Here is a 20305-nt window from a genome sequence, read left to right on the forward strand (position 1 = left end):
CCCTTCGAAGCCTGGTAAGAATAGAGGCAGTACTTGTCTGTTTCAGGCGGTTTGGCCAAGACGCTCCGGCCGGTACTGTCCGTTAAGTACCCGTTGCCACCATGCTTGATTGTGCAAGTACCACTGAACCGTTTTGCGTAGGCCGCTTTCAAAGGTTTCCTGTGGCCGCCAACCGAGTTCACGCTCGATCTTGTCCGCGTCGATGGCATAACGAAGATCGTGACCCGGTCGGTCCCCGACGAAGGTAATCAGCTCGCGATAGCGCTCGACGCCGGCGGGCTTGTCGGGAGCGAACTCTTCGAGCAGATCGCACAGGGCTTCCACGACTTCAATATTGGTTTTTTCATTGTGGCCACCGATGTTGTAGGTTTCACCAACCTTGCCTCGGCACACCACCTCGCAGAGCGCGCGCGCGTGATCTTCTACAAACAACCAGTCGCGGATCTGCAAACCGTCGCCATATACCGGCAGAGGCCTGCCGTGGATGGCGTTCAGAATCACATGGGGAATCAACTTCTCGGGGAAATGATAGGGACCGTAGTTATTCGAGCAATTGGTGACCAATACCGGCAGACCATACGTACGTTGCCAGGCCCGAACCAGGTGGTCCGAACTGGCCTTGGACGCCGAATAGGGTGAACTGGGCGCATAAGGCGTCGTTTCACTGAACAGGCTATCGGTGCCTTCCAGGTCGCCGTAGACCTCGTCCGTGGAGATATGGTGGAAGCGAAACGTTGGTTTTACCTGCGCCGACAACCCGTTCCAGTAACGCCGGGTCGCTTCGAGCAAGGTATAGGTCCCGACAATGTTGGTCTGGATAAAGTCGGCGGGACCGTCGATAGAACGATCGACGTGCGACTCCGCGGCGAGGTGCATCACCGCATCCGGTTGAAACGCACTGAATACTTGATCCAGTGCCTGAGCGTCACAAATATCGACGTTAAAGAAGTGATATCGCGGCGACTCGGCGACGCTGGCCAAGGACTCCAGATTGCCGGCATAAGTTAATTTATCGAGATTGGCCACTTCGTATCGAGTGTTTTCGATCAGGTGCCGAACGACGGCAGAGCCAATAAAGCCGGCTCCGCCCGTCAGGAGAATACGGATAGTCATAATCGTCTCTCTACCGACTGACGGGATACCAGTCAGTAAATAATTTTCCATACTGATGCAAGATTTGATTCCACGTGAAGCGCTCATGAAAACGCGTAAGACTGGCCGCTTTCATCTGCGCAAGCGTTGAATCGTCCGTAAGTAGTTGCTCAAACAAGGCAGCACAAGAGGCTTCATCCTTGAAGTACGCGGCACCGCTTTCCGTCACCCAGCGATTGAATGGGTTGTCATGGGCAATAACTGCACACCCCGCACCAAGCGCCTCGACCAACGATGGGTTGGTTCCACCGACACGATGCCCATGCAGGTAAAACCGACAATAAAAGCGCAGTGACTGTACGACTGCAGCCTCGTAGATCGCTCCGGGAAAGATGACCTCTGCGCTGGCCACGTCCATAACCTGTTTATGGTATGGATTATTATTGGGTTGAAAGTTGCCCAGAACGACAAGCCGGTGATTGCGAGGGGTGGAACTGAAGGCGCGAACCATCTCGAGGAACGAGTTTTCGGGTTCTGGTCGGGCGATGACCACCGAAAACTTGCCGGGCTCTATCGCATAAGTGGCCAATAAACTCGCGTCAGCACTCAGGACCCTATCGCCTCCATAGGGAATCATGGTGATCCTGGATTCGCAAACCCGTGTCGCAAGGTGCTGTTTTATCTTGGGGTGATCTGCAACAAGGTGATTACCCATCCAGCAACCGACACGTTCATTGAGCCAGAACCAGGTCTTGGCAATGGCTCCCCACTTGTCACGCCGCCATTCAATACCATCCATATTGATGATATTGGTCTGCCCTTTAATCCTTTGCAGCAAACTGAAGATGGCGGTGTTGTAACCCAGAGTCAGAAACAAACCCTTTTGCGATGTCGCATGACGCGTGGCTTTCCAATCAAAAAAAACCGTGCCCAGCGTCCCTTCCTGGGTAACCGGGATATGAATCCTGTTGACCCCATTCCAGATACTCTCAGTAATTCCTCCACAGCCCTCTTCCTGGCAGTAGACATACACCTGCCAGCCGTACGCCGTTAAATAAAGAGATAATTTTTCGGCGAAGGTTTCGAAGCCACCATGTTGAGCCGGAACACCTCTTATGCCCAGGATATAAATCTTTTTAGGTATCATGCTGCATCTCGTTGAATAAGGTTGAGAACTTACGCTCGAACACGTCCTGATTAAACTCCCGCGTACGGGCCAACGCACTATCGGATAACATCTTGTATTTTTCCGGATCCAGCGACATCTTGCATACCGCGCTGTAAAGTTCCTCAATATCGTATGAAGAGATTAAATAGCCTTCGATATCATTGCGTACCAATTCGGCGGGACCACCCACAGGAGGAACGATCACCGGCAAGCCATAGGACATGCCCTCGAGAATGGTCAAACCGAATGCTTCTATACAGTCATCCGGTCGGGTAAGGCTTAAAAGCAAATCGGCTCGCGAATAAAAACCTGACATATCCGTTTGGCGAGAATAAATCGCCAAATTATCCGGAATGTCGATACCGGAAAAATAACTATCGATTTCACTTCGATCGGCATTCAGTACCAGGGTGAAATTCAGGTGCTTGTCACCCTGACTACGCAGTGCAAGCGCCAGAAACTCCATGATGCCCTTGTAAGTCTTCAAGGAGCAGACCATCAAAGAGGTAAAACCCGCCTCTTCCTTGAGTCGACATGTGTGCTCAACCTTTGTATCCAGGGCATTATGAATAACCACTTGGGGAAGCTTGGCGAAACACTCCACCTGCATCAGATAGCTCGAAACAAACACAACCTTTTTACTGGTCTTTTCAATGACAAACCTGAGAAAGCGTTTCAGAATATTGGGCTTTATCGAGGTTTCATGCACATGATAATAAACCGGTATCCTCAACAACTTTCCCGCCAATGCCGCACCAAAAGGCATCATGGTATTGACATAAAACACCACGCCCTGCCTCTTGTATTTCAAGCATTGAATAAATAACAACCCTTGAGAGATTACATAATAGACAAGGGTCAGCAACTTATTCTCCGACCTTTTATAAAAAAGCCTGCTCTGCACATCGGCCACATCCGACAAAAAACCGTCACCATGGGCGCTGGTGATCACCTCGGTGGCTATATTGTTATTAGCCGCCACCTTGATCACTTGAGACAACACCTTGGGGCTTCCACTTCTGTCATTGAATAGATGAATGAAAACCAGCTTCTTTGAATTCATGTTTATGTTCTTTTGATGAGGGAACGACTGAGTGTTGAAAACCGCTCGGTAAGGGCCATGCACACCCAAAAAATGGCGATCGAATGCGCGGGAATGGTCTGACTTGAGAAGGCCATGGCGATAAAGAACGCGACCAGCGCTGCCCCCACTCTTACTTGATAGCGGTCGACACTTTGATCAATCGCCATCCTCCTGACCGCGGTCAAGCCACGTTTAATCACCAGAATGATGAACGAGAAGAAGACGATGAAGCCGAGGACGCCTGTGTCGTTAAGTATTGCCAGGGGCATATTGGATATCCAGGCACTGCGATGATTCTCCGAACCGACCAGCTCCGGTGCAAAGGAATACATTTCGCTAAAACTATAGATACCACTTCCGAACATGGGATTTTCCAGAATGGAATTCGCCGCCAATGCCCACATGACAAAACGCGTCTTGACCGAGTGGGTTCTACTGACCAGTTCATAATCGCCAAAAGAAGAGGCAATGAAATACGACAGGAGCGACATTACCGCCACCAAAAGGGTTGCCCCCAACAGGTACTTCACCAGGTCCCTGTTCTTGTACTTCCTCGGGTAGCTCAGCCCGTGATAAAGCCAGACGGAAATAATGTAGGAAACCCACGGTGCTCTTGAGAATGAAAAAAGCAGCGAAGTGTGCAAACCAATCACCAGGATCCACCACCATAATTTTCGGCGATAACCCAACGCCAGCACCGTCAGGGTAATAAGCGATACAAACACCCCGAACAGATTCGCCTCATAAATTGCGCCACGGATACGCGTCCCCCCGCTCCCCTCTTGCAGCCAGTGAATGGCCAGATCGGGAAGAGGAAACTTCAACAGTGAAAGCACATAAATCAACGATAAAAACGGACCTGAAAACCATGCCAAAAGCAGATAGGTCCTGGATTTGAATACCGTAAAGGGATTGGCCTTTAACCAGATCACCACGTAATAAAATGAAGCCGCCAGGAGTAAGCCGGCATACATTTTCAAGGACCAGGCCGCAACCGGACCGGAGGCTGATGAGTAGAAGGCCAGCACAATCCACAGGGTCAGGATGATCCCTGTCCTGGGCAGGCGCAGGGGAATATTCGAGCCGACCAACAGCAATACGACGATAAAAAAAATAGGGGCGGCCAGCACCCTTTCCAAGGTCAGGTTGTTACCGCCCAACGACCATTCAATATTGTTAAAAACCACTGTTATGCCGATGATGACAGCCAGTACATAACGCGGACTGATACTCGAGGAGTTCGAGCTAACGGAACCGTGGCTCATCATGAAATTTTAATTGGCTTTTTTTCAGTTTTGGTTGTAAGCGCCCCATCAAGATAACGCCAGGTCATCAACCTGAGTGCGTCCAGCTTTTCATGGCTGATTGTGAAGTTGATTGTTTTACCGACAACCGAGTCGACTTCACTCACGCTGCTCACCAGGCGATCGGCCAAATCAACTTTATCTAAAAGGCCTTTGATTCTATTCAACCCGGTTTCAGGCAGCGCCGTAACAAAGGGAATACCGAAGTTCAGAGCGAATGCGGTGCCATGGAACGAATTAGTGATCACAAAAGAGGCATTGGCGAACAGCGAAATATAATCAACAGGACTGGCATCCATTATATGCCTGTCGCTCTTGTAGCCAAGGAAAGGGTCCTGATCGATTGCCACGACTCGCATCCCTAATACAGCTTTTATTCTGTTTATCGTTGCTCTGACCAGCGCGTCTTTCTTCAGGGTATAAACAAGAATGTATTCATCATTGTTTCCCGCTGCTCTTCCGGAAAGCTGCAGGCTCTGCATCCACTCCTGCTTGTTCAGCATCAAGGTAGGGTCCAGGGTGTGATCAACCTGTTGATTGCCGAGCATGCTACGCAGCTTTCGCGCAGTGTCCTCTTCCCGGACGGAAATGCTGTCAAATGTCGACAATGCCTTTCTGACCTTGATCACCTCCTCATCGGAATAGTGATAGGAGCCCGCGCTTGAGGAAAACGAGACCTTCTTTTTCGCCCGCGAAAACGCCAGCATATAGTTAAGATCCAGACACCCCGTAATATTCGGGTTCCATATCTGGTCGCTGCCACAGACCACACAATCGAAGTCACTTGACAGGGTTTGAAGCGATTGCAAGTCCGGGCATACGGGGGTCAACTTATAATGGACCCGCATAAACTCCCTGAACTTCGCTATCAACCTCTTGCGGGGAATGATTCGAAAAAAATCCTTGCCTGCTCTAAGAAAGCTGCGCGGACTGTTGTCCACTCGAATCAGCTTCAAGGTGTTTTCCAGCTCTTTACTTTTATAATCAATAATCTTGACGTCGCCATACTTCGACAACACTTTCTGGCTGGCGAGCGCTTGGAGAGTCCCACCATAACTATTGGCGTGGTGTATCGTTATCAATGCAATTTTCAAGGTACTGAGTCCTTTGCGACCTGGGATGAGTACTTACTGACTGGACAGCTTGGTATACACTTCTGTTATGGGCCGACGCGAAGAAGCACACACCGTGTTCTGCTCATTCGGATAACCTATCGCCAACATCATAATCACCGAATGTTGCGGACTTATTTTGATCACTTTACGAAAATTGATATCCGCTTTCCCCGACTTGCTCCAATTCAAACAGCACGACGCAATACCTATTGAATGCAGGGCCAGGATCAACGACATGGAAAACATCCCGCCATCAATCCAGTGCTGGTAACGTTCTCGAGCGGAAACGAAGGCACGCAAGTCTGTGGTGATAATCAGCAAGTCTTTTATTTTGTGCCCGAAGCCACGGTTACCATCTTGAAAAGCCAGCGCTTGTTGTGCCAGTTCACCCTCCAGATGATAGACATGCCAAGACTGCATGTTGCACGCAGAAGGTGACTTCATGGCCATCTCCAGCGCTCTGCTTAATTCTTCCGCGCGTATTTCTGCGTCGGAGAACTCTCTAAGCGAGTACCTGGACAGGAAGAAATCTTCTGGGGCGATCAATCGCCCTTTATTGAACTCCGCCCTGGCGTAATTGAGCGCCCCGCTGTTGTCATGGAACGGAATGGCTTGCTTGCTGAGGCTCTCGACTTTGACGAGGCGTTTTATAAGCTCGGCGGTTTTTTCCGGTTGGTGAGCTTTTTCAGCTTCAGCAAACTTCTTTAATACAGTGATCGCCACCAGATCATGATAGCCCGTGACATTGAGCATGAATGACTGCTCCAACGCGTTGATAAGCGCATTGGCGCCTGCCCATCCAGATCCCGGCTTTCTGTTGGTAAAACTCAGGCTCTTTTCAAGGGTGTGATACACCTTGACCATGTAATAATTGCGGGCTTCGACCGAGCGGAGTGACGATCGCCATCCCGAATACCTGGCATACCGACTCAGGTCATATAGAAAGCCAAATCCTGCCATTACTGTCCGGGCATAGATTTTTACGGTATTAATCATGAGCATTCATCTCCCGATTGTCGGTAGTGATAAATAAATTAGGCATGGGCGTTTTACCTGCTATCGAGACCTGTTCTTGAACACCAGCCGTTGGGCACCATAAAAATACAATGACAACAGCAATAGATTACTGACAACGGTCGCTGCCGCAGCGCCATGCAGGTCAAACCGGGGAATTAATAAGAGATTAAGGAACACGTTGATGATCGCCACCAGCGCCATGTATTTAACTTTCACCTTCATGTGTTCCTGAGTCACCAACGTGGCACCCGGACTGAAGGCCAAAAAAATAACTGGCGCCGACAGGGAAAGAATCTTCAATACCGAGGACGCCTCTCGATAGGCTTCACCAAACAGCAAAGGGACTGCCCAGTCAGAGCAGACCAGAATCACCAGCATGGCCAAAGTACCGAGCAGCACCATCAGCCAGTTACCCTTTCGGTATACCTGATAAAACATCTCTGGGTCATGGTTGGCCCAGCGGTGCATCTTGGGCAGCAGGAACCTTTGATACATCACACCCGGCAGCAAATACACTGCCGTCATGATGGTAAAAGCGACGCTGTATATACCTGCCGCACTATTACTTGAGAGGTGTTTCAGCAAGATGATGTTGCTTTGGAAGTAAATCAGCTGCGAGAACACCGCGACACCGAATGGCCAACTGGCGCCGGCCACACTTAACAGGCTCGGTCTCACGGACGGAACCGTAAGCTCGGCGGTCAGTTCGTGTCCCTTCAGGGTCAACTTCCCATTTAGCATGTGCAGCAACTGGGGGATGCCCAGTAAAAAAAACACTACTGCAATGACCGAATAAAATACCGCGTAGTACTCCCTGGCTAAAGGCGTGGAGCTCATGACCACCGTGATGAAGACCATTGAGCACCGAAGAAAATTCGGTAAAAATTGCCAAAACGCCAAGTGCAGATATTTTTCTTCAAGTTGCAGCTTGCTGCTCACCAGTTCTACTGATAGCTGCCCGAGTATGCACAGGGAGAGAATCAACAGCAGGTTTTGCGTTAAACGTTCATTGCTGGAATACAGCGCCCACGCCGCGATGGAACACATAAGCAACAGGGTACTTAAGATGATGAACTGGAACGAAGGTTTCAACCAGCGTTTCGCCGCCCAGCCCTCCTGACCGAAAGCCTTGAGCCAATAGTGAGATATCCCGAAGCCCGCCAGGGGCGCGAGTAGAGTGATGGTCGTGAGGGCTGACGAAAAAGCACCGAAGTCATTACTGCCCAACTTCCTGGCCAGCAACACCTGAGTCAGAAAGGCAAACCCGGCGCCCGCCAGAGATCCTATCCAAAGGAGCGATATAGCCTTCAACGCTGTGGTTTTATTCATTGACCTATGTCATTCGCAATCACGCTACCGCCCCAGGATTTTTCGTCATATTCCTCAGGACGTGGTGTTTCTATGAAATGTTGGTTTGATCATGCCTGTAGGGCTATTGATCCGGCGCGGCAATAACAATAAAAACGTAAACTTCAATAGCAACAGTAGCGCTGTCAAACCCTGAACTTAAGAGACGGCCGCGCACTGCCCATCAGCTTTTGTCGGAAGCATAGGCATAGTGGTAATAACCATAATCACTGTAACCGTATTTATTGGAGGCCTTTTTCTCCACACCATTAAAGATCGCACCTTTAATCGCAATGCCGTTCTGGGAGAATCTGCGGACCGTCAACGCGATTTCCTTCGCCGGGTTCAGGCCATACCGCGCGACAATCAGATTGGTCCCGGCCAGACGCCCGACGATCGCTGCATCCGTCACAGCCAGCAGCGGTGGCGTATCAAGAATCACTAGATCGTATAACTCACTCGCCTGCTCCAATAGCGCACTGAAATTGGCGTGCATCAGTAACTCGGAGGGATTAGGCGGGATCTGGCCTCGCCCGACAAAATCAAAGCTTTCGATTTCAGTCTTACGGATTGCGGTGGCCAAATCGCAGCGCCGGGCCAGGACATCGGAGAGCCCGTTGTCCGAAGGAACGCCCAAGACTTTGTGCAAATAGCCCTTGCGCATATCGACATCGACCAGCAATACCCGCAGCCCGGTTTGCGCGATCACCACCGCCAGGTTGACTGACACGAATGTTTTGCCCACCTGAGGGCTGGGGCCGGAAATCATCAACCGGTTATTGTCCGCCTCGTGCATGGCAAAGTGCAGGCTGGTACGCAGGCTACGCAACGCCTCGACCGCCAGATCGGTGGGGTGACTGATCGCCAGCAATGAAGAACCTGCGCCGGAACGTCCACGTCCGCGCAAGATTTTGTCTTCTTCATCCTTCTGCAGGAGGCTGTAGGGAATCGATGCGTACACCGGCAAGCCAAGTTGCTCGATGGCTTCCGGGCTTTCCAGACCACGGTTCAGCGCCTTGCGCACCAACACCAGGGTTACCGCCAGGAATCCACCAAGAATCGTCGCAATCAATACAATCAAGGCTTTTTTAGGTTTGACCGGCTTGAGGAAATTGACGTCCGCGGTGTCAATCACGCGCACATTACCGACGGTCCCCGCCCGCATCACATCCAGCTCCTGGGATTTGTTCAGCAACTGGGTATAAATGGCCGTACCCACCTCTACATCCCGGGTAAGGCTGAGCAATTCCTGCTGGGTGGAGGGAAGACTTTCCACCTTTGTCGCCAGGCTTTTCTGCTTGCTGCTCAACTCACCGATCTGGGTCAACAAGGCGCGATAAGCGGGATGCTGGCGGGTGAACTTCCTGTCCATCTCGGCTTGCTGCAACTTCAACTCAGAGATGCTGGTATCCAGGCCGACAATCTGATCAAGAATGGCCTTGGTCTCGAGCGTGATATCCACGGACTTGCTACGAGTTTGGTATTGATTCAGGGCGTTCCCAGCTTTTTCCAGATCCTTTTTGACCAACGGAAGTTGCTCTTTTAGAAACGCCAGACTCTGCGCTGCCTCTGCCGACGTGCGCTCTACGTTTTTCCGTACATAGATATCGGCAATTTCATTGAGTATGTTGATCGCCTGATCCGGATTGGTGCTTTCCAATGCCAGACCAATCATGCCCGACTCTTTTCCGCGTTCGGAGACATCCAGTGCTTCTTGATAGTCGAGGATACTGGTCAGACGGGAATTACGAATAACTCTGAAACGGGTTCCAGGATTGGCGTGCAGTTCCTCTATTTCAAACCTGACGCCATTTTGCTCGAACAATTGCCCTGCCTGGCTGGCCGCCAGCAGTTTGTCATCTTCATCCACCAGGGTGTAATGACCCTGTTCACCCACCGTCAGGGTCAACTTCTTGCCCAGTTGCGAATCGGGAAGATCCAGCTTGAATATCTTCAGCGACTCCCCTCCCCAGGCAAAACTGTCCAACCCCAACCAGGCATCGGCTATTTCACCGGGGTTTTTATTCTTGAATCGGCGCGCCAGAAACTCGCCAATAACAGGGAAGTACATCGGCTGTATGACAATATCAAGTTTCAAGTTGTCAACGGTTTTGCCAATCACCGAGCGGGACTGAATCAACTCGATCTCGGTGGCCGAAGGAGACTCCTTGCCCAGCATGCTGCCGATATCCGAGAAGCCCAGCAAATCGTTCTTTTTCGCTTCAACCTGCAGTAGCGCGTTCGCCTGAAATACCGGCGTCGCCAGCACCGCATACGCCCCCCCTGCCACCATGCAGGCACCGGTAATCGCCGCAATCAGCCATTTATGGTCGATCAGTGTTCCAAACATACCGAGAAGATCAATCTCGTCATTGTCGTCTTCCCGCACATTGACTACTGGCGCTTGCTGCATAAGTCGGATTCTTTGCCTTTATTACGATTCAATGAGTAGAGGCCGTCAGCGTGCTAGACGCTGTGCCCATGCGTGTACGGCGTCTTCGATCAACGCATAAGCGTGCACAAAAGCAGGTTTGCCTTGACGGTAGGGGTCGCTGATTTCACGGTCGTCTTGCCATTTACCGAGCATCAACACCTTGCCTCGCGCTTCAGGGGCCAGTTCGAGCACGCCGCTGACATGCCGCCGCTCCATCACCAGAATCAGGTCGGCCTCGCTAACAGCCTGAGGCGTGAGCTGAACGGCCTGGTGCTCATCAAGCTGGCGCCCATGCTCCTCGAGCACCGCGCGCGCCATCGGCTCGATCGGCTTGCCTACCAAGGCAGCAAGACCGGCTGAGCTGACCTCGATATTGGAATGACCGAGCGCCCCACGCAGCAGATTTTCCGCGGTAGGGCTGCGGCAAATATTGCCGACACAAACAATCAAAACTCTTTTAAGCAAGATAACCTTCCCCGTCTTGTCAACCTATCGGCGGTGACATAGCACTTACCGAACATAAGAGTTTTAAATCACGGATGAACCTGGGCATTCATAATGTCCGGCAACGGCAGCATCAACATTGAAACATCAAGTGTGTATTTATTACCACGACACTTGAACAGCACTCAATTTTTTCTTCAGACAAAAAATAACACTTCACTTCTCGGCACGTTAAAAATAACAGCTCGCGAATTTATTCAGACAATTTCTAACCGTTGCGATTTTCCCGCGACCGATCAATTTAGATTACACCACTCGTAGCGAATGGCTAATGTATAGCCGTTCCGCCAATACAGTGCCGGATCGTTATCAGATGTCGGGTTATTAATTGTAAGGACGCTTCATGATTCGTAAATGTCTGTTCCCCGCTGCAGGTTATGAGCCCCGATTTCTGCCCGCCACCAAGGCCACAAACTTCTGTTTCGAGCACCTGCATCAAAACAACCTGTGACGGCTCTGAACCCGGACCAGAGTGCACTTCATCGAAACGGCCTCATGGTCCTCTTTACCCTATGGACGAAGCCTCTATGACTACGTTGAGCGGTTTCAAGGCAGATGACAGTCGCCATCCGTATGGCTCGGAACTTACAAACAACCTCGCGTACCTCGTCGTCCGCGCCTATGCGTCGGAACTGATATTCCCCCGCAAGCAGAAGGCGCCCGTGCTGCTGGTGGAACGCATCGGTGCCTTTCCGTCTTCCGGGGAGATCCGCCGTCAAATCAAGGATGGCACCGCCCTGCTGGCAAGCATCAAGAACCGCTACGCCGCCGAGGCCCTGGACATCAATGAAAGCGACGGACTGAGCCTGGTCTTTGCCGACTGGCGCTTCAGCTTGCGGTTCTCGGGCGATGACTGCGTGACTTGGTTGAATGTCGAAAGCCGCGGCGACATCTCGTTAATGCAGCGCAAAACCGCCGAGCTGCTGGAGCAGATCGACGCAGGGAAGGATCTCGAATGAACGCGAGTACAGAACACGCCGCCAAAGCCTGGTATCTGGTCCAGTGCAAACCCAAACAGGATGAGCGCGCCGAAGAACACCTGCAGCGCCAGGGCTATGCCTGTTTTCGCTCCAAGTACAGTCGTGAGCGCATTTTACGGGGGCAGCGACGGGTGATCAGCGAGTCGCTGTTTCCAGGCTATCTGTTTATTCAACTGAGCCTTCAGGACAGTTGGGGGCCGCTGCGTTCGACCCGAGGCGTGTCGCGAGTCGTCGGATTCGGCGGCCAGCCTCTGCCGATCCGTAATGCGTTGATCGACGAGCTTCAAGAACACAACAGCCAGGCCATCGTGAGCACCCTGTTAAAACAGGGTGAGACGGTACGCATCACTGAAGGTCCATTCACCGATCTCGAAGCGGTGTTCCTCGCCATGGATGGCGAGGAACGAGTGTTGCTGCTGATGAATTTCCTGCAGCGTGAACAGCGAATCAGCCTGCCTCTGGCAGGCGTCAGCAAGCTCTGAATGTCTGCCGATCATGTGTTTGTTCATCATCGTTGCTCCCTCTCGATACGACGGGCTGTTTGGTGGTCGTGAGATAGACTAATCAGCGGGCAGCGGACGGTGGGAGTGACAAGTGTGGCGCGATACTGATGGACTCGCTGATTACGGCCGCGGCGCGTGCGCTCGCTGCGGGTGATCCCCTCGGCGCACTGAACCGGATCGCCTTGCGCGACGATGCGCCTGCGCTCGCGCTTCGAGGGATCGCGATGGCGCAGCTCGGCGAGCTGGTTCGAGCGAAGGCTCTATTGCGAAGAGCGGGACGTGCCTTCGGTCCGAAAGAAGCCTTGGCCCGCGCGCGGTGTGTCGTCGCCGAGGCCGAGATCGCACTCGCCTCGCGCGACCTGAGCTGGCCTGCGAAGGTGCTCGAGGCAGCACGGGCGACGCTTGAGGAGCACGGCGACCGGGTGAACGCCGCTCATGCGCGGTATCTAGAGATCCGGCGCTTGCTGCTGATCGGACACCTCGACGAGGCCGAACATACGCTCGCCGAGCTCGACCCCACGCCTTTACCGCCTGCATCGAGGGCCGTCCACGAGTTGGTCGTTGCGGGGATCGCGATGCGCCGCCTCCAGTCGAAGACCGCGCGCGCGGCGCTCGCCAGGGCCGAGCATGCCGCACGCTACGCGGACATCCCGGCGCTGACAGCCGAGGTCGAAAGCGTATCCCTCACCCTCAACACACCAGCGGCGCGCCTGATTCAACGTGGCGAAGAACGACTTCTGCTGCTCGAGGAAGTTGAAGCGTTACTCGCGTCGGAAGCGCTCGTCGTGGACGCCTGCCGTCATGTCGTGCGTGACGCACACACGCTGGTCTCGCTCGCAAGACGCCCGGTGTTGTTCGAGCTTGCGCGGGTGCTGGGCGAAGCGTGGCCCGCCGACGTGCCGAGGGAAACGCTCATCGCCCGAGCCTTCCGATTGAAAGTCACTGATGAGTCGCATCGTGCGCGGTTACGCGTCGAAGTCGGGCGGCTTCGGGCAGCACTTCGAACATTGGCCGGCGTGACTGCGACGAAGCGCGGGTTTGTGCTGATGCCTAACGGCGCACCGGAGGTCGTCGTGCTGGCGCGGCCCGTCGAAGAGAAGCAGGCGGCGGTGCTCGCCTTCCTCGCTGATGGTGAGTCGTGGTCGAGCTCGGCCCTGGCGCTTGCACTTGGGGCCAGCCAGCGCACCGTGCAGCGGGCACTCGACTCACTGGCGGCATCTGGCAAGGTGCAATGGTTTGGTCACGGCCGAGCACGTCGCTGGATGACCCCGCCGGTGCCAGGTTTCGCGACGACTTTGTTACTCCCCGCTCCACTTCCAAGTGACTAGGATCACTCCACGACCAAACCACCAGGGTGGAAGACATGAAACACTCAACAGCCGAAATCATCCGTGAATATGGCCCCTTTCCGGGTATCGACCATGTGCATGGGGTCACCTACGACGGCCAGCAAGTCTGGTTTGCTTCTGGAGACAAGCTGAACGCGCTCGACCCGGCGAGCGGAAAAACGTTGCGCTCGATTGATGTCGCCGCGCATGCAGGAACGGCTTTCGATGGCCAGCACCTGTTTCAGATCGCCGAGGATCGTATCCAGAAAATCGACCCGAAAACCGGTCGTGTGCTCGCCACCATCCCGGCGCCCGGCGGCAGTGACTCAGGGCTCACGTGGGCCGAAGGGACGCTCTGGGTGGGCGAGTATCGGGACCGCAAGATTCATCAGATCGATCCCCAGACCGGGGCGATTCTGCGCACCATCGAGTCCAACCGCTTCGTCACCGGCGTCACCTGGGTCGACGGAGAACTCTGGCACGGCACCTGGGAAGGTGACGAAAGCGAATTGAGGCAAGTCGACCCGCGAACGGGTGAGGTCCTCGAGAGCCTGAAGATGCCATCTGGCGTCGGCGTATCAGGGCTCGAATCGGATGGCACCGATCAGTTCTTCTGCGGAGGCGGAAACAGCGGCAAGCTGAGAGTTGTTCGCCGACCTGGATAAGGTTTCGCGGTCGGCAGTCGCTCCGGGATCCCCAAAGGCATGGAACTCTTGGCTGACGCCATGCATCAAAAAAGATGTGGCAGGTCATTCAGGTTTCATGCTTTTGGAGGACACGTTATGCGCCGCATATTCCTTATCCCATTGCTATTGCTTTGTCTGCCCTTTGGTTCGGCCATGGCCCGGCGCCATGGTCCCGATATTGATGCGCGCGACGTTGCTACTTCGGCAGGTATTTCCGTGTCGCTGTACTCGACGTTCAAGGACGACAAAATCGTGACTCCCGCCCGCGATGACGCCTCCAGCTTCATTGCAAGTGGAGGCGCAATTCGCGGTGCTTATCTGGAGTCGACGTTGAAGCAGATCCGGCACGATCATCCAGACCTCAAGGCCAGTGACGAAGATCTGGCCTATATGTTGCTCACTCAAGATGAGCTGCCTGCAGGTCGCTAGAGGCGTCATCAGCCAAGGCCGCTGAGCGCCTCAACGAATCAGCATCGCCGCTGCAGCCGCCACCATGATCGCCGCCGCGCCGCGGAACAGCCGCTGTTGCGCTCGCAAGCTCGACAGCAGATGCCGGATGCGCACCGCGCCGACAATGAACAGCGCGCCAACGCCTAGCAGAACCAGAATGGTCAGTGGCACCAGCATCAGCCCCCAAGTCTGCAACGAGACCGTCTCAAGGTTGATCACCAGCGGCAACAATGCCAGATAGAAGGCGATGGTCTTCGGGTTGCCCAAGGTAATGGTCAGCCCGGATATCGCCGCCGACAGCAGCTCCTTTTTCTTCACCGGCTTGCCGACTTCGATAGCCTGATGGTTGGCGAACCAGAATTGCCAGGCCAGATAGCACAGGTACAGCGCCGCCGCCCAGCGCACCAACTGGAACAACGCATTGAAGTGCTCAGCGATCATTGCCAGGCCAAAGACGGCAAATGACAGGTAGGTCAGATCGCCGAGGATCAACCCGAACAGCAGACAAAAGCCTGACAACGCGCCACCGCTGACGCTCCGCGCCACCAGCGCCGCCATGCCGGGGCCGGGGATGGCGGCCGCGATGCCCAATGCTGCCGAATAGGTAAGTACTTGTGTCAAATCGAGCATGTCGTGCTCCTCAGGTTATTTATTATTGTCTTGCTCAACGGTTTCAACGGGATGAAGCAACCCACTGCCTGACCACTTCCCGGGAAAACACCAGGTCCTGCACCGCCAATCCAACCGACTTGAAAATTGTCACGCCCTGCTCATGGACCAACACGTCACTGGCGCAGAGAGAGCCGATCTCGGTGCCCACCTCCTGGCCCGGCAACAGGCCTTTGAGAACAGCCTTGATCACGCACTCGGACGCGGCAAAAACCGATCGGTTGCAATCCGTGAACAAAGCGCTGCCCTGGTACACGTCTTCATGCAACTCCTGGAAACCCGGAGCAGAGGAGCCAATTGCGTTGATATGGCAGCGCTCCGGCAGATCAGCACGGGCCAGAATGGGCTCGCGAGCGGCCGTGGTGGTACAGATGATGTCGCTGTCGTGCACCGCCTCGGCAGCCGTGGCGCAAATCGAGACTGGCAAATCACAGTGGCGCTCGCTCCAGGACGCAAACTCACGACACGCGGCCTCGTTACGCCCCCATATAGAGACTTGCCTCACCGGCCTGACGGCCCGCATTGCCAGCAGATGAGCCCGGGCTTGCAAGCCAGTTCCCAGAATGGCCACACGGCTGGCGTTGGGCGCCGCAAGCATGCGGGTCGCGTGTGCCGAAGCCGCAGCCGTGCGGATTTCAGTGATCGCCCCGGCATCTACCGCGACGACCGGGGATACTCCGGCCTCGTAATAGATCAACACGCTTCCCATATGAGAGGGACCGCGAACTTCAGCGCCCAACCTGACCACCACCGACTTCAAGCCGAACCCCTGATAGGGCCCGGACTTGATGTAAGCCGGCATGACCCCCATCAACTCGTTCTCGCCGCCCTTGACGATGGTGCGCAACGGCTGCTCCACCTGGCCTGAAGAGTGCAATCTGAAGGCTTCCTCGCTGAGCCGCAGGCAAAGTTCGAAACTCAACAGTTCTTTGACCGAATCGCTGTCCAGATGAAGCATCGCTCAAGCCTCGGCCGTCTGCTTGAACCCCTGAAAGGCAGCCCATTTGAAACGCTCATCGATTTCGGTGCCGGCAATACCGTTCAAAATTGTCGACATGTTTTTCTGTGAAACGCCAAGAATCACATCCAACATGTTTTGCTTGCTGAAGCCCGCCTGCAAGACAGCATCAATGGCCTGTTTGCTCAGGCAGCCGCGGCAATGAATCACTTCCAGGGTAAAACTGCGCAACGCCATCAGTCGCGCATTGAGGCGGGTTGGCTCATGAGCGATGGCGTCGACCACGTGCTCATCCACGCCCTTGGCCAAGGCAATGAAGGCGTGGGCCTGGACCGTATAGTCACAGCGGTTTTCTACACCGGTGGTCATCCACACCACGGCCTTTTCTTCTTCGTTCAACGAACTGTCGATAAACAGATCATGCGCTCGCTGGTAGGCACCCAGTAACGACGGTGACTCAGACATGTAGGCACTCTGATTGGGGATCCAGCCAAAGTTGTCGATGGAGCTCTGAAGTAGCGCTTTGCTTTTTTCCGGGGTCGAATCGATTGTGTGAAGCTTCAAGACAGGCATCATGACCTCAACGTGTAGTCGAAATAGTCCAAGGGTCACCCTGCCTCCGAACGGGATCAGGCAGGGTGTTGCAATCAACTGCAGTACAAACTGGCCTCAGTCGGCAGTGCGCTCGAGCGGGCAAGCGCGAAGACCGACCAGAGCATCCGGATCGGACGGGTACTCGAGATAAAATGCAAACCGTGGATGTTGGCCGCCACTTCCGTGGTCAGCGCCACATCGACCTCGCCCCTGGCCGCGGCTGCCGCGGCGGCGCTGGTGGAAAGTGCGAGGATCACCGAGTCGACCTCCAGGCCCTGAGGCAAGAGTTCCTTGATCAGGAGAATCGGCGCGGGATGGCTGGCGACTGTCAGCTTTGCGGTCGTTAACGGCCCCTTGCTCGCCAATCCATACAACGGCGTGTCGAACACGAAGGTCGCCACCAGACTTAACCGCGGGTCCATATAGAAGTTATGAATCTGCGGGTAGGCATTGGCCACGATCATCACTCTTGGGACGTGTTCGTCCATGCTGGAGCGCGCATGCTCGTAAGAGTCGCTGAGGTTGACCTGTACGCGTGAGCCTGGATATCGACGCCCTAACCATTCACTGAAAAAGCCGGCGGCCGCTTCACTGCTGGTCCCGCTGGGCCCCAAGGTGTGAATCATCACATCGCGCCAATCGCCAACACCCAAATTCAAGAATTTACTGTCCATAGTCATGACTCTCCAGAGCGATCAATTGGATACCGGGCTCAACCAATGGGTGTATTTACTATTCAGACCTCTTACCGTCTCCAGGTAGAGGCTCCTGATCGCAGCGCTTATTTCACCCACCCCGCTCTCTTGCAGCACGTAGTGATCGATTTGCGTCACGGGTACGATCTCGACGCCGGTACCGGCCAGGAAACACTCGTCGACTGAAAACAGCTCGGAAAACGAGATATCTCGCTCGACGACTTTCAACCCCAATTCTTCTCTGGCCAGGGTAATGACTGAATCACGGGTAATGCCCTCAAGAATATGGGCACTCAAAGGCGGCGTGATGAGACAACCGTCTTTCACGACGAAGACATTGGAGGTCGTCGACTCGGCAAGATTGCCGTGCACATTCAACATCAACGCATCGTCAAACCCGTTGCGTTGCGCCGACTCCATGGCCAACGCCGAATTGGCATAACTACCTGTGATTTTGGCCCGCGCGGGAAGCGAAACATCCGGAATGCGCCGCCAACTCGAGATGGCACAGCGAATACCGCCGGCAGGCATATAGGCGCCCATGGCCAGGGTATTGATCACCAGGCCAGTGCTGACCCCGGAAAGCTTCACGCCAAAGCCAACGCCAGGCATCAGCGCCTTCTTGTAGGCCAGGGGCCTGATATAGCTCTCGGTCGATGCCTCGTTACGCCGCAGTAAATCGAGGATGATTGCCTTCATCTCAGCGCGACGCGGCAGGTTTTCCAACTGCAGCAGCCTGGCCGAATTCTCCAGCCGTTTCAGGTGATCATCCAACCTGAAGACATTCAACTCGCCGCTACTGGCGACATAGGCGCGAATGCCCTCGAAGACCGCTGTGCCGTAATTGAATGCCTGGGTCGTTACCGGTATCAACGCTTCTGCTGCGGCTACAACCTGACCATCGAAGTACACCCAAGGATGCGGCTTGCGCTGGGACACCTCGGTATTGCCGGGCACGTCAGTCATGATCAAGCCCTCCGCGCGGCAATGTTCAATGCCGTTTCGCGCTCGTTGTTGTCGCTACCGCTGCGCTTGTCGTGGAGCCTGGCGGCTTTCCAGCTGACCATCGCCGCAGTGCCGGTAACGGCATCAGTGGGGCCAACGGCGATGTGGACACGGGCGCCAAGTCTGGCCGCCATGGAGCTGGCAACGGCCTCCAGGTCGTTGTGGAACCCGGTGTTCTGCTCCAACTCCAGGGTGACGCTCAACTGATCGACACCGCCCACGGTTTCCACCTGGATGTGATAATCCAGGCAGCCTGTGAGATGCTCGAATAGTGCAGCCTCGACGTCGTAGGCGCAGTGATTGTGGCCATTGATGACCAAAGTATCCCTGACCCGACCAATAGGAATGATCTGCCATTTGCCCCTGTCCATCACCTGAGCCCTGACCATATCCCCGGTGCGATAGCGAATCAGCGGTTTTTGCCCCTGATAAAGATGGGTGATGACCAATTCGCCGGTCATTCTCGCATTCACCGGCTCCAGCACTTGTCCCGTCAGGGGGTTGACCACCTCATAGACGACGTTCAAGGGAACCGTGCAGAGATTGCCATCCTTGTCGCAGGCGGCCAGGATCGACGACTCTTGCGAGGCATACATGCAGTTGTACACCGCACTGCCCCAAACATCGCCGATATTGCGCAGCAACGCAGGGGTGGTCAGTTCACCCAAGGTAAAAATCAGCTTTACGCCCAGATCCGAGGGGCGCTGGCCCTTTTTGATCAGATGCCGGGCCAGGCTGATGGCAACTGCCGGTGTACAGACCAAGGCGGTGATCTTCAGCTCCCTGATCAACGTGACCGCACGATCCAGCCCGACGACAGGCGATCGCGGCCACATTTTCACGACTGTGTGGCCAAGGCTGCGGCAGACGTCTTCAAACGTATCGCCGGTAGAGTGCAACTCCGTAGGCCCCATCACACCGACAATATGTTGCTGACCGTGGGCACGAAACAGCTCACTGTAACGAAGGATCAGGGGCGTGTTATTGAATATCGAATCATGTTCGTTGCGCGGACAGGGTGTCGACGCTCCGGTAGTCCCCGTGGTTTCGTAGTAGATCCAGGCTTTCTTCAATGGCGCCGACGCCATGCCATGGCCCGCCTCGCGCAAATCGTTCTTGGTGGTGAACGGCAACTTTCGGAACGCATTCCAGTCAAGTTTATCTATGGCACTGTCAGGTAACACAGACAATCTGTCCCGGTAAAAAGGCGAATACGCTTTGACATGACGGAGTATATTTTTAATACGCCCAAGCTGAATATCATTCAACTCCCCGACGGAGATACCATCACTCTCAAATACTGCATGTTGCTGATGAACCGTACGTGCCAACTCCAGAAGCTCAGGCTTGAATAAAGCGTACACTACAACCT

At 54.3% G+C, this 20305-nt stretch carries 20 protein-coding genes; 5 read left to right on the top strand and 15 right to left on the bottom strand.

Annotation, left to right across the window (positions count from 1 at the left end; translation table 11 throughout):
* Positions 1–42 precede the first annotated feature (42 nt).
* The 9 genes from rfbB to AC1RKH_RS19280 all read right to left on the bottom strand — a co-directional run bounded on the left by rfbB (position 43) and on the right by AC1RKH_RS19280 (position 10960).
* Positions 43–1113 carry a dTDP-glucose 4,6-dehydratase gene (rfbB, locus tag AC1RKH_RS19240; protein WP_123425822.1) on the bottom strand — a complete coding sequence of 357 codons (1071 nt, stop codon included), beginning with the start codon at positions 1111–1113 and terminating at the stop codon, positions 43–45.
* Between the two features lie 10 nt (positions 1114–1123).
* Entirely contained in the window at positions 1124–2239 is a 1116-nt protein-coding gene (locus AC1RKH_RS19245; protein WP_493061664.1) for a DUF1972 domain-containing protein, read from the bottom strand.
* The gene (locus AC1RKH_RS19250; protein ID WP_493061663.1) at positions 2229–3323 is read right to left on the bottom strand and encodes a glycosyltransferase family 4 protein; all 1095 of its coding nucleotides are present in this window, start codon (positions 3321–3323) and stop codon (positions 2229–2231) included. Before AC1RKH_RS19250 ends, AC1RKH_RS19245 begins: the two co-directional genes overlap by 11 nt.
* A gap of 2 nt (positions 3324–3325) precedes the next feature.
* Entirely contained in the window at positions 3326–4609 is a 1284-nt protein-coding gene (locus tag AC1RKH_RS19255) for an O-antigen ligase family protein (protein ID WP_259740265.1), read from the bottom strand.
* Complete coding sequence (locus tag AC1RKH_RS19260) at positions 4609–5742, bottom strand: polysaccharide pyruvyl transferase family protein (RefSeq protein ID WP_493061662.1); 1134 nt, start codon at positions 5740–5742, stop codon at positions 4609–4611. The genes AC1RKH_RS19255 and AC1RKH_RS19260 overlap by 1 nt, the downstream gene beginning before the upstream one ends.
* A gap of 33 nt (positions 5743–5775) precedes the next feature.
* Positions 5776–6759, bottom strand: coding sequence for a nitroreductase family protein (locus tag AC1RKH_RS19265; RefSeq protein ID WP_123426086.1), 984 nt, complete (start codon positions 6757–6759; stop codon positions 5776–5778).
* A 60-nt stretch (positions 6760–6819) separates the two neighbouring features.
* Complete coding sequence (locus AC1RKH_RS19270; protein ID WP_493061661.1) at positions 6820–8109, bottom strand: oligosaccharide flippase family protein; 1290 nt, start codon at positions 8107–8109, stop codon at positions 6820–6822.
* 202 nt (positions 8110–8311) lie between these two features.
* Positions 8312–10540 (bottom strand): polysaccharide biosynthesis tyrosine autokinase, encoded by a 2229-nt coding sequence (locus AC1RKH_RS19275; protein ID WP_493061660.1) that lies wholly within the window; start codon positions 10538–10540, stop codon positions 8312–8314.
* Between the two features lie 45 nt (positions 10541–10585).
* Entirely contained in the window at positions 10586–10960 is a 375-nt protein-coding gene (locus AC1RKH_RS19280) for an arsenate reductase/protein-tyrosine-phosphatase family protein (protein ID WP_475847826.1), read from the bottom strand.
* A 632-nt stretch (positions 10961–11592) separates the two neighbouring features.
* Here AC1RKH_RS19280 and AC1RKH_RS19285 point away from each other — a divergent pair.
* The 5 genes from AC1RKH_RS19285 (at position 11593) to AC1RKH_RS19305 (ending at position 14991) form a co-directional block, all read left to right on the top strand.
* Positions 11593–12024, top strand: a complete 432-nt coding sequence (locus AC1RKH_RS19285) for a phosphomannomutase (RefSeq protein ID WP_493061659.1) — start codon at positions 11593–11595, stop codon at positions 12022–12024.
* Positions 12021–12527: a transcription/translation regulatory transformer protein RfaH gene (gene rfaH, locus AC1RKH_RS19290; protein ID WP_493061658.1), complete on the top strand. Its 507-nt coding sequence runs from the start codon at positions 12021–12023 to the stop codon at positions 12525–12527. Before AC1RKH_RS19285 ends, rfaH begins: the two co-directional genes overlap by 4 nt.
* A 128-nt stretch (positions 12528–12655) precedes the next feature.
* Positions 12656–13876: a helix-turn-helix domain-containing protein gene (locus AC1RKH_RS19295; protein ID WP_493061657.1), complete on the top strand. Its 1221-nt coding sequence runs from the start codon at positions 12656–12658 to the stop codon at positions 13874–13876.
* Positions 13877–13911: 35 nt separating this feature from the next.
* Positions 13912–14541 carry a Vgb family protein gene (locus AC1RKH_RS19300; protein ID WP_123425812.1) on the top strand — a complete coding sequence of 210 codons (630 nt, stop codon included), beginning with the start codon at positions 13912–13914 and terminating at the stop codon, positions 14539–14541.
* Positions 14542–14658: 117 nt separating this feature from the next.
* Positions 14659–14991 carry a DUF2388 domain-containing protein gene (locus AC1RKH_RS19305; RefSeq protein WP_493061656.1) on the top strand — a complete coding sequence of 111 codons (333 nt, stop codon included), beginning with the start codon at positions 14659–14661 and terminating at the stop codon, positions 14989–14991.
* Between the two features lie 30 nt (positions 14992–15021).
* Here AC1RKH_RS19305 and AC1RKH_RS19310 read toward each other — a convergent pair whose 3' ends face one another.
* The 6 genes from AC1RKH_RS19310 to AC1RKH_RS19335 all read right to left on the bottom strand — a co-directional run bounded on the left by AC1RKH_RS19310 (position 15022) and on the right by AC1RKH_RS19335 (position 20297).
* A complete protein-coding gene (locus tag AC1RKH_RS19310) occupies positions 15022–15642 on the bottom strand; it encodes a LysE family translocator (RefSeq protein WP_054596689.1) in 621 nt (206 codons plus the stop codon).
* 43 nt (positions 15643–15685) lie between these two features.
* Positions 15686–16639: an ornithine cyclodeaminase family protein gene (locus AC1RKH_RS19315; protein WP_493061655.1), complete on the bottom strand. Its 954-nt coding sequence runs from the start codon at positions 16637–16639 to the stop codon at positions 15686–15688.
* A gap of 3 nt (positions 16640–16642) precedes the next feature.
* Positions 16643–17212, bottom strand: a complete 570-nt coding sequence (locus tag AC1RKH_RS19320; RefSeq protein ID WP_493061654.1) for a carboxymuconolactone decarboxylase family protein — start codon at positions 17210–17212, stop codon at positions 16643–16645.
* Positions 17213–17286: 74 nt separating this feature from the next.
* On the bottom strand, positions 17287–17907 hold the full coding sequence (locus AC1RKH_RS19325; protein WP_123425808.1) for a bacilysin biosynthesis protein BacA: 621 nt from the start codon (positions 17905–17907) through the stop codon (positions 17287–17289).
* 21 nt (positions 17908–17928) lie between these two features.
* Entirely contained in the window at positions 17929–18894 is a 966-nt protein-coding gene (locus AC1RKH_RS19330) for a branched-chain amino acid transaminase (protein ID WP_493061653.1), read from the bottom strand.
* A gap of 2 nt (positions 18895–18896) precedes the next feature.
* Positions 18897–20297, bottom strand: a complete 1401-nt coding sequence (locus AC1RKH_RS19335) for a phenylacetate--CoA ligase family protein (protein WP_493061652.1) — start codon at positions 20295–20297, stop codon at positions 18897–18899.
* Positions 20298–20305: the final 8 nt, after the last annotated feature.

This window comes from Pseudomonas sp. GW822-FHT06B12, assembly GCF_058799675.1.

What these genes read in the sequence shown, in the direction of transcription:
- rfbB (WP_123425822.1), bottom strand. Translation starts at nt 1,113, where the DNA reads ATGACTATCCGTATTCTCCTGACGGGCGGAGCCGGCTTTATTGGCTCT.
- AC1RKH_RS19245 (WP_493061664.1), bottom strand. Translation starts at nt 2,239, where the DNA reads ATGATACCTAAAAAGATTTATATCCTGGGCATAAGAGGTGTTCCGGCT.
- AC1RKH_RS19250 (WP_493061663.1), bottom strand. Translation starts at nt 3,323, where the DNA reads ATGAATTCAAAGAAGCTGGTTTTCATTCATCTATTCAATGACAGAAGT.
- AC1RKH_RS19255 (WP_259740265.1), bottom strand. Translation starts at nt 4,609, where the DNA reads ATGAGCCACGGTTCCGTTAGCTCGAACTCCTCGAGTATCAGTCCGCGT.
- AC1RKH_RS19265 (WP_123426086.1), bottom strand. Translation starts at nt 6,759, where the DNA reads ATGATTAATACCGTAAAAATCTATGCCCGGACAGTAATGGCAGGATTT.
- AC1RKH_RS19270 (WP_493061661.1), bottom strand. Translation starts at nt 8,109, where the DNA reads ATGAATAAAACCACAGCGTTGAAGGCTATATCGCTCCTTTGGATAGGA.
- AC1RKH_RS19275 (WP_493061660.1), bottom strand. Translation starts at nt 10,540, where the DNA reads ATGCAGCAAGCGCCAGTAGTCAATGTGCGGGAAGACGACAATGACGAG.
- AC1RKH_RS19285 (WP_493061659.1), top strand. Translation starts at nt 11,593, where the DNA reads ATGACTACGTTGAGCGGTTTCAAGGCAGATGACAGTCGCCATCCGTAT.
- rfaH (WP_493061658.1), top strand. Translation starts at nt 12,021, where the DNA reads ATGAACGCGAGTACAGAACACGCCGCCAAAGCCTGGTATCTGGTCCAG.
- AC1RKH_RS19295 (WP_493061657.1), top strand. Translation starts at nt 12,656, where the DNA reads ATGGACTCGCTGATTACGGCCGCGGCGCGTGCGCTCGCTGCGGGTGAT.
- AC1RKH_RS19300 (WP_123425812.1), top strand. Translation starts at nt 13,912, where the DNA reads ATGAAACACTCAACAGCCGAAATCATCCGTGAATATGGCCCCTTTCCG.
- AC1RKH_RS19305 (WP_493061656.1), top strand. Translation starts at nt 14,659, where the DNA reads ATGCGCCGCATATTCCTTATCCCATTGCTATTGCTTTGTCTGCCCTTT.
- AC1RKH_RS19310 (WP_054596689.1), bottom strand. Translation starts at nt 15,642, where the DNA reads ATGCTCGATTTGACACAAGTACTTACCTATTCGGCAGCATTGGGCATC.
- AC1RKH_RS19315 (WP_493061655.1), bottom strand. Translation starts at nt 16,639, where the DNA reads ATGCTTCATCTGGACAGCGATTCGGTCAAAGAACTGTTGAGTTTCGAA.
- AC1RKH_RS19320 (WP_493061654.1), bottom strand. Translation starts at nt 17,212, where the DNA reads ATGCCTGTCTTGAAGCTTCACACAATCGATTCGACCCCGGAAAAAAGC.
- AC1RKH_RS19325 (WP_123425808.1), bottom strand. Translation starts at nt 17,907, where the DNA reads ATGGACAGTAAATTCTTGAATTTGGGTGTTGGCGATTGGCGCGATGTG.
- AC1RKH_RS19330 (WP_493061653.1), bottom strand. Translation starts at nt 18,894, where the DNA reads ATGACTGACGTGCCCGGCAATACCGAGGTGTCCCAGCGCAAGCCGCAT.